The organism is Streptomyces celluloflavus, assembly GCA_000720995.1.
Taxonomy (GTDB): Bacteria; Actinomycetota; Actinomycetes; order Streptomycetales; family Streptomycetaceae; genus Streptomyces; species Streptomyces celluloflavus.
In genome coordinates, this window is sequence record JOEL01000050.1 from 1 (window position 1) to 15,160 (window position 15,160).

6 protein-coding genes and 1 pseudogene are annotated in these 15,160 nt (G+C 71.9%); 2 read left to right on the top strand and 5 right to left on the bottom strand.

Annotation, left to right across the window (positions count from 1 at the left end):
- From IH09_RS30000 to IH09_RS30020, 5 genes and pseudogenes are all read right to left on the bottom strand, one after another.
- A pseudogene (locus IH09_RS30000) lies at positions 1 to 1,619 on the bottom strand (hypothetical protein); the annotation flags it as partial.
- A 175-nt stretch (positions 1,620 to 1,794) separates the two neighbouring features.
- Positions 1,795 to 8,265 (bottom strand): toxin glutamine deamidase domain-containing protein, encoded by a 6,471-nt coding sequence (locus tag IH09_RS39385; RefSeq protein WP_052860666.1) that lies wholly within the window; start codon positions 8,263 to 8,265, stop codon positions 1,795 to 1,797.
- A 190-nt stretch (positions 8,266 to 8,455) separates the two neighbouring features.
- A complete protein-coding gene (locus IH09_RS30010) occupies positions 8,456 to 8,842 on the bottom strand; it encodes a hypothetical protein (protein WP_052860667.1) in 387 nt (128 codons plus the stop codon).
- A 142-nt stretch (positions 8,843 to 8,984) separates the two neighbouring features.
- Entirely contained in the window at positions 8,985 to 9,383 is a 399-nt protein-coding gene (locus IH09_RS30015) for a hypothetical protein (RefSeq protein ID WP_052860668.1), read from the bottom strand.
- A gap of 300 nt (positions 9,384 to 9,683) precedes the next feature.
- A complete protein-coding gene (locus IH09_RS30020) occupies positions 9,684 to 11,492 on the bottom strand; it encodes a PucR family transcriptional regulator (RefSeq protein ID WP_052860669.1) in 1,809 nt (602 codons plus the stop codon).
- Between the two features lie 243 nt (positions 11,493 to 11,735).
- On the opposite strand from IH09_RS30020, the gene IH09_RS30025 reads away from it, so the two are divergent.
- Together IH09_RS30025 and IH09_RS30030 are read left to right on the top strand one after the other, a co-directional pair.
- On the top strand, positions 11,736 to 13,274 hold the full coding sequence (locus IH09_RS30025) for a sodium:solute symporter (RefSeq protein ID WP_052860670.1): 1,539 nt from the start codon (positions 11,736 to 11,738) through the stop codon (positions 13,272 to 13,274).
- A 136-nt stretch (positions 13,275 to 13,410) separates the two neighbouring features.
- Positions 13,411 to 15,153 carry a thiamine pyrophosphate-binding protein gene (locus tag IH09_RS30030; RefSeq protein WP_052860671.1) on the top strand — a complete coding sequence of 581 codons (1,743 nt, stop codon included), beginning with the start codon at positions 13,411 to 13,413 and terminating at the stop codon, positions 15,151 to 15,153.
- Positions 15,154 to 15,160: the final 7 nt, after the last annotated feature.

Genomic DNA, 15,160 nt, shown 5'->3' on the forward strand with positions numbered 1-15,160 from the left:
GTGATGCGTTGGGGCTGGGGCTGGGGCTGGGGCTGGGGCTGGGGCTGGGGCTGGGGCTGGGGCTGGGGCTGCTGGGACGGGGGCTGGTTCGGGTCGTGGTGGTCCGCCGGTTCGGCCGGTTGCGGCCAGGACAGACCGGTGCGGAGCTCCTCGGACAGGTCTTCCCGTTCCTGCCGGGTACCGGCCAGCGGCTCACCGGTCCGCGCGTCCCAGACGCCCACGGTCAGTTCCGGGGTACCGATGCCGGCCACGGCGGGGCGCCCCTGCCACCGGACCTCGACCAGCTCCCCGATCGCGCCGGGTTCGAGAAAGGCCGGGTGGTAGCCGCCCGGCGGCCGCCACCGCGTCCACCGCGCCCGCCACGGCATACGGATACCCGATGCCGGCAGACCGGACGCGAATACGGTGTCACCGCGCGCGGTGGCCATTAGATGGAGCCAGGCGGCCCATTCGCCCTGGGCGGGCGGTACGACCCCGTAATCCCAGAGATACATGGCGTCGGCCGCGGCATTGTTCTCCCCGACGACTCCGTTGTGCGCGCAGTGCGCGGCATCCATCAACGAGGTCTGCGGGATATGGGCGACCAGGGTGGCATCGGAAACCAGCTCGTCGAAGGTGGTCGCGGTCCATTTCTGATCGTGCTCGGCCCGGGTGGCGTGCATGGCCAACCCCATGGCGGCGTACGTCCCGAGAGGGCCGCCGGCGGCCCATCCCTCCGGGTGCCGGATTTCGTCGGACAGGGAGCGCAGCCACGTCGTCATATGGCGGTTCACCCGCGTCACGGTTTCCGCGGACGCCTCCTGGCGCAGGGTCTCGGCCAGCCCCTCATCCGCGAAAGCGACACCCCCGCTCGCCCTGTTCAGCCACTGGGGATGGTCGTCGACCAGCCGGTTGAGGGCGGCCTCCGTGACGGAATCCAGCCCCCATCCTTCGGCGAGCGCCGCCCAGACCCGCAAGGGCACCTGGCGGGGTTCCGCGAGGGCCAGGGCACGCAGTTCGTCGGGCCAGGGGACTTCGGACGGAGAGATTTCCGACGGAGAGATTTCGGGCCGCGAGATTTCGGAGTGGGAGGCCCGGTTCCGGGAATCGGTGGGCTCCGCGGGGCCATCGAGCCGGATTCCGGCATCCCGGGAGTCCAGGAGACCGGCCGCCGTATCGACGTGGGCTACGACGTGCAATCCCTTTCGGTTGCACAGTGCCTTGAGCGTGCCGCCCCACATGCGCCGCGCTTCGCACGAGCGCCGGGTCCGGCCCATGCGGTGCAGATGGCCGATCAGCACCAGACGCCTGGCGGGTTGTTTGCGCAGTTCGGAAATCCAGCGTGTACCGCCGTACCGCGAAGAGTCCACCGCCAGCGCGGCCAGGACATTCCGCAGAAGTTCCTCCGCGGTCAGCCCCGTCGCGTCCAGCAGGATGCTCGATTCGACGCGCTGATGCACCGCACGCAGGACCTGTCCGCCGTCAGTTGATACCCGTCCGCCGTCGGCCGATCGCTCGTCGACAAGGGACAGCCAGCCTTTCGGCGCCAGTGGATCCGTCCCGTCCTGCCACCACTGGACGACCCGGTCCGCCGCTTCTCCCGACGGCACCCGCTCCAACGCCGGTGTGTTACTGGCCATACCCGTACCCGTTCTCCCTCGCTGACCTCTGCGACAGCCTCATGACGACATCACGTGCAGAGTGGTTACAGCATGAGTCGTGTCGTTACGTCACGCGTCGCATGGCGGCAGCACCGCCGTGCGGCGACAGCACGCGCCGTACGACGACAGCACGCGCCGTATGACGACCACCCCATCACGACAGCATCTGCAGACGTGTCTTCGCCCAGATCTCGCCCATCGCGCTGAGGTGATCGTGCATCTCCTGGTCCATGATCTGCTCATTGGGCACCCGGTTCGCCTTGACCCTCTTGTCGATCAGCCCGTCGGTGAGCCCCGCTTTTCGAAGGCGCTCCTTCTGGGCCTTCTCGGGCAGATCCTTGACGGTGGCCAGCAGCTCTTCCTGTTCCTTACGGAGTTCGGCACGTACGGCGTCCCGACTGGGCTGGCCCTCGGGATCGGTGCGGTAGGTCGTGCTGTAGAAGACGGGGAAATGCGAGGTGCGCTTGCTGATTTCGGTGGAGCAGCGGGCATGGCCGGCACCCTCGCCGCACGGCTCGCGCTCCGTATACAGACCGGCGATGGAGTACGGCTGCTGACCGGCGGCCTCCTTGCTCTTGTTCAGCCTCTCCACCCATTCGAGCAGATGCTTCTCCGAGTGGCGCGGGGTATATCCTTCGCCGCCGGCCGGGATGGAGGAATCCACGACGTAGGTGCTCTCTCCGTGGCTGTTGACCACTTCGAGCACGGCGTAGTTCTTTCCGGAGAAATCGGGCTTGTTGACGCCGGCGGATTTGAGAAGTTTATTGACATCGGCCGGGGACACATCGCGGTCACTGTGCTTTCCCGTCGACTTCTCGCGAAGCTCCTTGAGGGCGTCATGCGTGTCACTTCCGGGCTCGCGGTGATCCGCGGGCCAGCCCGCCTTCGCCGCCTCGCGGGAGTCCGCGCCCGCGGAGATATCGAGTTCTCCGATCGGGTCCGGCAGATCGTCCTTCTTACGGGGCGGTGCGCCCTTGTACGGACTGTCCCCGTCAGGCGCCGGTTCGGGACTCCGCCCCACACCGTTGTCCTCGTGGAACGCCAGGCTCATACGTGCGAGCGTGGCGACGACCACGCCGCGCTCACCATCGTTCATGCGCGCGAAATCGTCACCGAGTACCTGCCGCAACTCCCTTTCGGTGAATGCCGTGGGCGGCATTTCCGCATGGTGGCCGGGATCGTCTTCCGCTGCCTTCCGCGCCTCGTCCGAGGCGAGCTTCCGCTCGGCCGCCGACTCCAGCAGCCGGCCCAGGCTCCCGTCCTCCGCCCAGCCCCGCATCCGGTCGTGGACGGGGTCGAGTTCGATCCGGTGCACCGGATGGTTGGGGTCCTGCCGCACGGCCTGCTGCACATCGTCCGGCGGCAGCGAGGCATGCTCCTGGGCGGCGGCTTCCGGGTGCGGAAGCGACTTGTTCCGCTCTTCGCGGGTGGCCTCGGCCGAGTCGGGGTCGTGGGGCGCCGGCTTATCGGGATCGGGGTGCGCGTGGTCGGCCCCGGAGGGGTTCTCGGGGGGAAGGTGACCGGTGCCGGACGGGTTCTCCGGCGGGCGGTGCTCGGCGGGGGTTGGAGAGGTGGTTGGGGAAGGGGATGGAGAGGTGGCTGGGGTGTGCTGGCCGGGGTGGGTGTCGGGAGCCGGGCCGCTGGGGCGTTGTTGTGGGTGCTGAGGGTGCTGCTGCGGGTGTTGGGGGTGCTGGGGGTACTGAGGGGCTTGCTGCTGGGGGTACTGCGGGTGTTGGGGGTTTTGCGAGTACTGCGGGTGAGGCTGGTTTTGGTGGGGCTGGAACTGAGGCCGGGGCGGCTGAGGGTGGTGTGGCTGTGAATGCTGTGGCTGAGGGTGCTGCTGCGGGATTGGCTGCTGCTGGTACGGGTTCTGCTGGTAGGGGTTCTGGTGGTACGGGCTTTGCTGGTATGGGTTCTGGTGGTTTTGAGGGTTCTGCTGTGGGTGGGGGGTTTGTGCGTACTGGGGTTGCTGCTGAACGTGGTGCTGGGGTTGTTGCTGGTTGTAGGGCTGATTGTGGGGTTGGTTCTGCTGTTGCTGTTGCTGTTGCTGTTGCTGTTGTTGCTGGGGGTGTTGTTGCTGCGGCTGCGGCTGCTGTTGGTTGTGCTGCGGGTTTGGCTGCTGGTTCTGGGGGTGGTTTTGGGTGGGCTGCTGGTTCTGGGCAGCCGTGGGGTCGTAGGGGGTGCGGTTTCCGTCGAGGGTGAGGTGCCAGACGCCGTCCGCGTTGGTGTGGATGGGCTGCTGGCTGATCTGGCCGGTTTGGCTGTCCACCCAGATGACGCGGCCGTTGTGGTTGACGGCGTTGAAGACGTGCGCGCCGCCGCCGGAGCCGTCGGGGTTCCTGGGCCAGGTGACGAGGACGGCGGAGGCGGACCCGTGCCCGGACCGGCGGAGTTCGTCGGCGATGCGGGAGTAGCTGTCCTGAGCGTTCTGACCGGACTGCCGGAAGTGCGTACCGGCCCAGTTCTGGATGTTGGCGGTGCCGTCGCGCTCGCCGCTGACGCGGTCGAGGCCGCCGTGGCCGTCGTTGTCGTAGGTGCGTACGGCGGACACCTGCGGGTTGCCGTACCAGGACTCGATGAACGAGCGGGTGCAGTCGGCACAGTTGTTGGAGCGGCCCGGAACGGTGGGGCCGCCGTCATTCTGGAAGCGGGCCCAGGGCTGGAACGGGTCCGCGTGGCGTTGCGGTGAGCCGTCCGGGTTGCGCGGGAAGTTGTTCACCAGCGCTTGCTGATCGTGCGGGAAGGGCGAATACAGGCCGCCCGGCTGGTGGTTGAGGCTGCCTCGTACGTCGTTGAGGCTCGCCCGGGGCGGGTGCTGCGGGGCCGGTGGCTGTTGCTGGGGTTGTTGGGGCTGTTGTTGGTGGTGGGGCTGGCCCTGCTGTTGGTTCTGGTTGTGGTGTTGGTTCGGGGGCTGGTGCTGGGACGGGGTGGGCTGCTGGTGCTGCGGCTGCTGGTTGGGGTGTTGCTGCTGTTGCTGGTGCTGGGGGTGCTGTTGGTTCGTCGGCTGGTGGCTCTGGAGGGTGGGCTGTTGTTGGCGGGGGTCCGGGCGGTGGGGCTGGGGCTGTTGCTGACGGGGGTCGGGGCGGTGAGGCTGCTGTGGCTGAGGCTGGGCGTGTTGTTGCTGCTGCTGGGGCTGGGGCTGTTGCCGGCGTGGGTCCGGACGGTTGGTCTGCGGTTGCTGTGACTGCTGGGGGTGCTGTTGCTGCGGATGGGGCTGCGGCGGCTGCTGCTGGGTGGGGGCGTGCGGATGCTGCTGCTGCGGGTGCTGGGCATCCGGGCGGGGAGTGTCCGGGCGGCGGGTGGCGTCGGGACGCGGCTGCGCCTGATCCGGACGCGTCCGCGCCTGGTCGGGACGCGTCCGTGCCTGGTCGGGACGCGTCCGTGCCTGATCGGGGTGGTGCTGACGGGTGTCGGGATCCCCGTTCCGGGGGTTCCTCGGGGAGTCCGGGTGGGAGGCATCCGGGCGCGGCCGTGGGTGGTCCGAGCGGTTCGCGTCGGGGTGTGTCCGGTTCGGATGGTTCGACGTGTCGGGACGGTTCGCGTCGGGGTGTGTCCGGTCCGGACGGTTCGGCGCGTCGGGACGGTTCGCGTCGGGGTGTGTCCGGTCCGGATGGTTCGACGTGTCGGGACGGTTCGCGTCGAGGTGTGTCCGGTCCGGATGGTTCGACGCGTCGGGACGGTTCGCATCTGGGTGTGTTCGCTCCGGACGGTTCGCCTCGGGGTGGCGGGCGTCCGGGCGTGTGGCATCCGGGCGAGGGGTGGTGTCGGGGTGCGGGTGCCGAGGCTGGTCCGGGTGCGGGTGGGTGTTCTCCGGGTGCCGGGCCTGTGGGCTCTGCCGGTCTTGCGGGGTGTGCTGGTCCGGTCGCGGGTGCTGCTGGTCCGGGCGTACGGGGTGTGACTGGTCCGGGCGGGTGGCGTCCTGCCGTACGGCGTCGGGTCGTACGGACGGGGCCTGGTCCGGTCGCTGGTGGTGTGGGGGCTGCTGGCCGAGCGGGGTGGGCTGGCTCTGGTGGTGCTGCGGGGCCTGGTGGTTCTGCGGGACTTGTGGGGTCTGCGGATGCTGCGGGACCTGTGCGGTCTGCGGATGCTGCGGGGTCTGCGGGTCCTGGTGGTTCTGCGGGGTCCGCGGAGTCTGGTGGTTCTGCGCGACCTCGGGGCTCTGCGCGTGCTGTGAGGTCGCCTGGTGTGGCTGGTGTGACTGGTGCGGCTGGGCCTGTTGGGGCTGGTGCGGGCCGTCGAGGCGGGGGTTGTGTGGGGGCGGCTCGGGGCGGCGCTGCTGCGTGGCGTCGTGGACAGGCTGGGTGCCGTCGGGGCGGCGGTTCGGGCCCGGGACGGTGGGGGTGTTGGGGCGCGGGGTGTCGAGGCGGGGGTTGTACGGGGGACGGGCCTGGCCGCGCTGCTGTGCGGTGTCGCGGATCGGCTGGGCACCGTCGGTCCGACGGCCGGGCGGGGAGGACGCGCTTCCGTTCGAGGGGGTGCCGCCGCGTGGCGGGGCGGCATTCGATGTCGCGGGGCCGCCCTGCGTCGGCATGGCGGTCGGCGCGCCCATCATCGGGCCCGCGGTCGGCGCGGAGTTCTGCGGGGACTGCTGGGCGGCGGTCGGGCCCTGCGGGGAACCGCCCTGGTCCGCGGTGTGCCGGGTGGGCGGAGGCGCGGTGAGGGTGTCCGCGGACTGGGTCCTGACCGTGGTGTCGTCGGCGGTCGGCATCGGATCGCCGGGTGCCGGGTCGCGATGCTGGACCGGTGTGCCGGTGGCGGACGAGTGCTGCACCGGGGCGCCCTGCGACGGCACGCTCATCTGCGGTGTGGCACCCCGGACACCGCCACCGCCACCGGTACCGGAACCGTCCCCGTTGCCGCCACCGCCGTAGCCGCCGCTGTTGCTGCCGTTGTTGTCGGTGCCGGAGCTGAAGTCGTGGCTGGGCGGGGTGCTGCTGACCGGGTCGGGGGTGGTGGACTGCCGCGGGGGCGGCGCCGCGTCCGGGTGTGAAGTCGCCTCGGCGGGCGGGGAGTTGTGCTGGCTGGGGGAGTGCGCTTCCGGGGCCGGGCCCGCGTCGGGCGCCGGGGCCGCGTACGGGGACGGGCCGGGGGCCGGCTGGGTCCGGACGGTCTCCGGGTCCGGGGAGTTGTGGTGCTCCGGGCGCACGGATTCCGGGGTGCTGTCGTGGGTGGGGCGGGTGCTGACGGTGTCCGGATTGGGGCGGGTGGAGTCGGCGGAGCCGTCGTGGGCGGGCTGGGTACTCACCTGGTCGTGGTGGGGGCGCGCCGCGTCGGGGGTGTTGTCGTGCGTGGGCTGGGTGCTCACATGGTCCGGGTTCGGGCGGGATGCGTCCGGGGCGGAGTCCGAGTGCGGGGTGGCGCCGGAATCCGGGTGCGGGGCGGCGTCGCGGGTCGCGTCCGCGTAGGGGCGGTGATCGCTGCCACCCTGGTAGCCGGAGTCGAACGGGGAGCGCTGGTCCGGGGGCGGCAGGGGCTGGGCCGGCGGCACGTTGCGCCGGGAGTCCGGGCCCGGAGCGGCGCTGTCGGAGGAGTGGGGGCCGGTGCCCGTGCCCGTACCGGAGCCTGCACCGGTTCCCGTTCCCGTATTCGGTCCCGAATCACCCGTGGAGCGCGGGGAGTTGGTGCCTTCGCCGCTACCTCCGTTACCTCCGCCGTCCGCGCCACGATGACCGCTGCCACCGCCCGCACCACTGCCGTCACCCGATCCACTCCCGGACCGGCCGCCGTCACCGCCACCGGAACCGCTCCCGCCACCGTCGCCGTGCCCGCTCCCCGAGCCGGTCCCGCCGCCGCTCCCGCTGCCGCCCCCGCCGTCCCCGGACCCGCTGCGCCCGCCGCTGTCCTCGCCGCCGCCGTGACCGCCGCCGTGGCTGCCGTGTCCGGCGGCGGAGTCCAGGCCGCCGCGGACGTGGTGGCCCGCCTTCGCGCCCACGCCGTCACGCAGCGACTCGGTGAAGGTCTGGCCGGAGTTCTTGGCGGTCTCGACGGCCTCCGAGGCGCCGGTCTTGATGCTGCGGTTGACGTCGAAGCCCTGCTGGGCCCCGAAGTTCATGTTCACGCCCTGCGCGATGGCGTCGGAGATCATGGCCTCCAGGGCGGAGACGGCGGGCTCCTTGAGCGTCTGCATGATCGCGTCGACCAGAGCCTTGCGCGCCTCCTTCAGGAGTCTGCGCACGATGATTCTGGTGGCCTGGGTGGCGCCCGCGGCGCCGATCTCGGACAGCCCCAGGGTGAACGGAGCCGCCGCCTGGGCCGCGATGATCTCGGCCGCGAGAATCGCCAACTGGGCGATCACCGCGATTTTCATCCCGATGATGATGGCGGCGCCCGCCTCCAGCGCGCAGGCGATCAGCTCGGCGGCGGTGCGGGCGTCGTCGAGGTGGCCCGAGCCGTTGCCGGAGAACTTCTCCCACGTCTTGGCGAAGCCGTCGATGCTGTCGCCGGCGTTCTGCGACAGGACGTCGCCCGCGGCGGTGACGCCCGCCAACTGCAACTGCTCGACCGCCGCCGCGAAGTCCCGCCACTGTGCGGCGGACTCCATCATCTTGTCCTCGTCACCCGTCGGCCAGTCGAAGCCGAGCATTTCGAGGACCCATTCCGCCCAGCCCGGCAGCATGAGTGACATGACAGCAATCCCCCGTAGGACAGCGAGATGACGAAAGAGATGACGAACGAGACGACAGGCGGAATGGCGAGTGGGACGGCGAGCGAGAGGGCGAGGTGCGGGCGGAGCGGGGCGGAAGGGAGCGGCCGGAGCCGGGCGGGAGGAAGGAGGGTGGGGCCGCCGGGGTCGGTGGGGCCGGCGGCCGGGGGCGTCAGGCGGTGTGGGGGGCCTTGACGTTGGAGATCAGTTGGCTCTCCGCCTCGGCGTTCGCGACGTGCTGCTGCATCAGCGAGTGGGTGAAGTCCTCGCCGGCCTCGTGGTTCTCGGCCATGGTGGTCAGGGCGCCGCCGACCTCCTGGAGTTTGGCGGCTAGGTGGCCCATCGACTCGTACATGCCGTCGCGCAGCCCCTCGTAGACGACGCCGAACTTCTCGCCGATGTCGTCATCGCCCCACGGCGGGGTGTCCTTGCCTTCCAGCCCGGTCAGCGCGGCCTTCAGCTTGTCCACCGCGGACTGGTAGCGCTCACCGATGCCCGTGAAGTCCTTGCCGCCGGACTTGAGTGACGGGATATCTGCTTTCAGGCCATCTCCGGCCATGGCTTCCCCCGCTTCGACATCTCTTTACGTACTGCACAGTATTGAGCCAAATTCTAGACGTGGGTGCCGGTGCGGCCTCAAGTCCACATTCGTCACAGAGCTGTCATGGCTGGGGATTCCGTGCCCGGCGAAGCGTCACCAATCAGGACGTACTCGGGCGATACCACTGGCGGTAGACCTCGACGGCCGACTCCGGCGGGAAGTTGGGGAGGGTTGTGACATCGCCGTTGAGCTTGGAGATGGCGATGTTGCTGCCACCGGGGTGCGAGGGGGGCGCGGTCGGGTCCTCGGGGGCCGGGTAGCCGGCGTGGATGAGGTAGCCGATGTCGAATTCGTGGACGAAGAGGGAGACCGGGCCGCCGGGTGAGCCGACCGGCGGGAAGTACGCGCGGCCGATCTCCAGCGCCTCTTCGGGCCCGGCCGGTACCACCTGAGCTGCGGAGCCGCCGCCGGGGACGGTGCTCGGCGGGTAGGGCGGGGGGAGTGGCGGGGTCGGCGGCAGGCCGTCCGCGGTGCCGCCGGTGCTGCCGGATTCCGTCATGGGAGGTCCCTTCCCTGTCGTGGCTGTCGTTGTCGCTGTCTCTGTCGCGTCGGCCGTCGGTGACCACCCGTCGGCCCGCCGATGTCGGACCGGCGGTACGCCGACGAGCCGTCAGCGGTCCGTCAGCGGTCCGTCACCGGCCGGTCGGCGGACCGGCGGCGGGCGTCTGGCGGCCCATGGCCGATCCTCGGCCGGCCGGAAGAAGCGCCGGCCAAACTTCGGTCAACAGGTGGTCAACCTAACCGACGCCACGGAGGCGTGTCCGGTTCGGGCGGTGGCGCAAAACCGAGGTGCGGAAGCTCACGCCGGAGGCGTCCCGCGGTCGAGGGTGCGCAGCGCGAACCACAGCTCCATACGGACATCCGGATCGTCCAGGTCCGTATCGAGGAGTGCGGAGATACGGGTGATGCGCTGGCGAACGGTGTTGCGGTGGATGCCCAGGGCGGTCGCGGTGCGGTCCCAACTCCCGTGCAGAGAGAGCCAGTTGTGGAGCGTGGTGAGGAGGGGTGGGGATGCGCTCAGGGGCGTGAGGAGGGCCTGGGCGTGCCGGCGGGCTTCACCGGGGGCGACGAGGGAGGTGATGCCGTGCGGGCCGGGGGCGCGGTGGCGTACGAGGGGGACGCGGCGGGCGAGCGCGCGGCGGAGGGCGGACGCGGCGTGCCGGTCGGCGGCGGGCAACTCCGCGACCGGAACGGGTTCGCTGACACCGAGCGTCCAGCCGGGCCGTGCGGTGACGTCGCGATCGGCGGGGAGCAGCGCGCGTAGCGTGCCCTGCCCGCTATCGGGGCCGGTACGGACATCGGGGGTGAGATCAGGGGCGATGTCAGGGGCGGTGTCGGGAACGGACGGCACCGGGTCCGGGTACGGGGCGACGAGGTGGGTGCCCAGGGCGGCGGCCAGCGCGGTGGCGGCCGGGGTGGCGGGGGATTCGGTGGAGTCGCGGCGGCGCCGGGCGTGGACGACGGTCCAGCGGGGGTGGCCGAGGAGCGGGGCGGTGTCGGCCGGGCGGGCGCCGAGGAGGAGCTGGACCAGGGCGGCGGAGTGGCCGGGGTCGGCCGGGGCGCTGCCGGTGGCGGGACCGGTGATCAGGGAGAGGAGTACGGCGGCGGCGCCCGCGATGGTGCGCGCGGGCGGATTGCCGGGGTCCGCGGCGACCACCAGGGCGAGCGCCTCGTGACCGGGGCCGCGGCCGGTGAGGGCGTATGCGGTCAGGTGCGTACCGGCGAGCGTATCGGTGGCTGACGAAGGGCCGCCGGCGCCGACGACACGGGCGAGACGGGCGGCCGCGGACCGGCAGGAGGGTGCGGGACGGGGGCCGGCGGAGCCGTGTTCGGTGCCGTCCGGCGCGAGGAGGGCGGCCCAGCCGTGTGCGTGGCGGGCCAGTGCGCGCAGCACGGAAGGGCCGGGGTCGGGGCGGGCGGCGGCCGCGGCCAGCGCCCGCTGGGCCTCGCTGAGCCGGGTCAGCTCGCGGTGCCTGGCCGCGGTCACGGCCTGCCAGACGGCGGTCTCCACGGCGGCGAACGGAGTGGCCGCCGGCACCTCGACGAGCGGCAGACCGTGCCGGTCGCAGGCCGCCACCAGGGCGGGCGGGACGGCGTCGTGCACCGGCGCGATCCCGAAGCCGAGGGCGGCGGCCCCGGCCGCGACGGTACGGGCGACGTAGCCGTCGAGGTACGCGTCGAGGGCGGGGGTGGAGACGGCGGCCGCGACACCAGGAGCGGAGGCATCGGGTGCGGAGACATCGGAGGCGGGGCCGGATCCGGAGCCGGGGCCGGCGGGGCTGCCGGTGTCCGCACCCTCCGCTTCCCCCGGACCCTCCGCTTCCTCCGCACCCGCCGGTCTCTCCGCACCCTTCAACCCCTCCAGCCCCTCCACCCCCGAACCCGCCGCCAGATGCACCCCCGCGGTCAGCAGCATCTCGCCGCCCAGGAGGTACGGCACCGGGTCGGCCATCTCGGAGGTGTGCACCCAGTGGATCGCGATGCCCTCGCGCGGCCCCGCGAGCTGCCGCAGGCCCAGGTCCGTACGGGCCAGCAGGCCGGCCAGCGGTACGGGCGGGGTGGGCGGGGGTGCGGCGGGTGCCGAGGGGCGCGGCGCGGGGTGCGACATGTGCGAACCCTCCACTTCGGGGGCGGCGAGTGGAGGAAACGTACACTTCAGCGCCGCCCGGCCGCCTCCTAGGGTCAACCCCCGAGACGGGATGACGCCGACGGCGCTTCCGACGCGTCCGTCACCCCCACGCCACCTGCCTCTCATCCCCCGTCTCGCCCTCCTCCCCCTCGTCCCTTTTGCTCTCTTCTCTTCGCTTCTCTCTCGTTCCCCTCCCCCCGGTGCAGCAGGAAGGGATGGCCCATGGCTGTCGACTATGCGGTGATCGTGCTCTATCTGGCCGGAATGCTCGCCATGGGCTGGTGGGGGATGCGCCGCGCCAAGTCCAAGAGCGACTTCCTGGTCGCCGGCCGCCGCCTCGGCCCCGCGATGTACTCGGGCACGATGGCCGCGATCGTGCTCGGCGGCGCGTCCACCATCGGCGGCGTCGGGCTCGGCTACCAGTACGGGCTGTCCGGTGCGTGGATGGTCTTCACCATCGGCCTGGGGCTGCTGGCGCTCAGCATCTTCTTCTCGGCCCGGATCGCCCGGCTGCGGGTCTACACCGTCTCCGAGATGCTCGATCTGCGGTACGGCGGCTCCGCGGGGATCATCTCCGGCATCGTCATGTGGGCGTACACCCTGATGCTCGCGGTGACCTCGACGATCGCCTACGCCACCATCTTCGACGTCCTCTTCGGCCTGGACCGCACGCTCTCGATCGTGCTCGGCGGGGTGATCGTCGTCGCGTACTCGACGCTCGGCGGCATGTGGTCGATCACGCTCACCGACATGGTGCAGTTCGTCGTCAAGACGATCGGCGTGCTGCTGCTCCTGCTGCCGATCGCGGTGATCAGGGCGGGCGGATTCGCCGAGATGCGGGCCCAGTTGCCGGACGACTACTTCGCACCGCTGGGCATCGGCGGCCAGACCGTCTTCACCTACGTCCTCATCTACTCCTTCGGCATGCTGATCGGGCAGGACATCTGGCAGCGGGTGTTCACCGCGCGCGGCGACAAGGTGGCACGGCTGGGCGGCACCGCGGCCGGTACGTACTGTCTGGTCTACGCGCTGGCCGGCGCGGTCATCGGCACCGCGGCGAAGGTGCTCTACCCGCATCTGGGCAGCCCGGACGACGCGTTCGCGACGATCGTCAGGGACGCCCTGCCGGTGGGCCTGCGCGGGCTGGTGCTGGCGGCGGCGCTGTCGGCGGTGATGTCCACGTCCTCCGGTGCGCTGATCGCCTGCGCGACGGTCGCCAACAACGACATCTGGGCGCGAGTGAAGCGCATCGCGGAGCTGCGGGGCCGCGGTCGTGACCAGGACCGGAACGAGGCTCAGGACCAAGACCAGGGCCAGGAGCACGACGAGGTGCGGGGCAACCGGGCCTTCATCCTGCTGATGGGCGTCGGGGTCATCGCCATCGCCATCGCGCTCAACGACGTGGTCGAGGCGCTCACCCTCGCCTACAACGTGCTCGTCGGCGGGCTGCTGGTGCCCATCCTCGGCGGGCTGCTGTGGAAGCGCGGGACCGGTGCGGGCGCGCTCGCCGCCATCGCGGTCGGCGGACTGACGGTCGTCGGTCTGATGACGGCGCTCGGAGTCCTGGCCAACGAGCCGATCTACTACGGGCTGCTGGCCTCGCTCCTGACGTATGTGCTGGTCAGCCTGGCCACCAAGCCCACGGACGCGGCGGTGCTCGCCGCCTGGCGCGAGCGGCTGGCGGGAACGCCGGAGCAGGAGGCGCCGACGCCCCCGCCCGTCGGTGCCGCCGCGGGCACCTCCGGCGACACCGGACGATGACTCCGCCCCGGGCCCGGGGCCTCGTCCCGCCTCGCCCCGTTCCGCCGCACCCAGCCCCGTAGCCCCGCCGCACCCGTCACTCCACCGCCCCGTCCGTGAGCCCTGGCCCGCGCCGCAAGAAAGGCAGCACGCATCCATGAGCACCACCAACCCCGCAGTTCCCGCGGTACCCGCCGTACCCACGGCTCCCGAAGCTTCCGAGGTGACGCGGGCGCGGCGCACCGGCGGTGATCTGGTCGTCGAGTCGCTGGCCGCACTCGGCGCGCGCACCGTCTTCGGGCTGCCGGGACAGCACGCGCTCGGGATCTTCGACGCGCTGCGCCGCTCCGCGCTGCGCTACGTCGGGCTGCGGGTGGAGAACAACGCGGGTTTCGCCGCCGACGCGTACGCCAGGACCACCCACGGGGTGGCGCCGCTGCTGGTCTCCACCGGGCCTGGCGCGCTGATGACGCTGGCCGCGCTGCAGGAGGCGGCGGCCGGGTCGGCGGCCGTGCTGGCGATCGGCAGCCAGGTGCCGCTGGCCGGGATCGGCGGCGGCCGCCACGGCTATCTGCACGAACTCACCGACCAGAGCGCGTCGTTCCGGGGCGTCGTCAAATCCGTCCACACGGCGCGGACGGCCTCGCAGATCCCGTCCGCGGTGGCCGCCGCCTGGGCGTCGGCACTGAGCGCCCCGCACGGGCCGGTGTGGCTGGAGATCCCGCAGGACGTGCTGCTGGCGCCGGTGGACGTACCGCCCGTGGCCGAACTCACCGTATCCGTACCGGAGTTGAGGCCGCGTGCGGAGCTGATCGCGGCGGCGGCGGACCGGCTGGCGGGGGCCCGTACGTCGGTGATCCTGGCGGGTGGTGGCGTCGTACGGGCCGGGGCCGAGGCGGAGCTGCTGGCGCTCGCCGAGCGGCTGCGGGCCCCGGTGGCGACGACGTTCGGCGGTAAGGGCGCCTTTCCGTGGGAGCATCCGCTCTCCCTCCGGTCATGGCTGGAGGACCGGCACACCACCCGGTTCCTGGAGGACGCGGACACGCTGCTGGTCGTCGGCTCCGGGCTCGGCGAACTCTCCTCGAACTACCACACGTTCCGGCCGCGCGGCCGGGTCATCCAGATCGAGGCGGACCTCGGCAAGCTGGAGTCCAACCACGCCGCCCTGGGCATCCACGCGGACGCCCGGCAGGCCCTCGGCGCGCTGGCGGCGGCGGTGGCCGAGCGCGTGGGGGAGGGGGAGCGGGGGAGCGCGGCCGCCGATGGAGGTGCCGATGGCCCCGACGCCCCCGAAGCCGCCGTCGCCGGTCTGCTGGCGCGGGTACGGGAACGGATCGACGGCCAGGGGCTCGACCTGGAGCAGCAGGTGCTGGCCGCCGTGCGCGACGCGCTGCCCGACGAGGGCGTCAGCTGCTGGGACATGACGATCCTGGCCTACTGGGCCTGGTCCGCCTTCGACGCGCGGCGCCCGAACGCCCTGCACTCCGCACAAGGCGCCGGCGGTCTGGGCTACGGCTTCCCGGCGGCGCTCGGCGCGGCCGTCGCCGAGCCCGGCCGCCCGGTGCTCGCCGTATCGGGCGACGGGGGTGCGATGTACTCGATCGCCGAACTGGCCACCGCCCGCCAGTACGACCTCCCGGTCACCTGGCTCATCGTGGACGACGGCGGCTACGGCATCCTGCGCGAGTACATGACCGACGCGTTCGGCCAGGCCACCGCCACCGAGCTGACCCGCCCCGACTTCGTGGCGCTGGCCGAGTCGTTCGGCGTACCGGCGCTCCGTACGAGCCTCGAACGGCTGCGGACGGACCTGGCGGCGGCGCTCGCCTCGCCCGGACCGTCCGTCGTCGTCCTGCCGGCCCTGCTGCGGATGTTCGCGCCGACCCACCTGGCGCCCTGACCGCGCC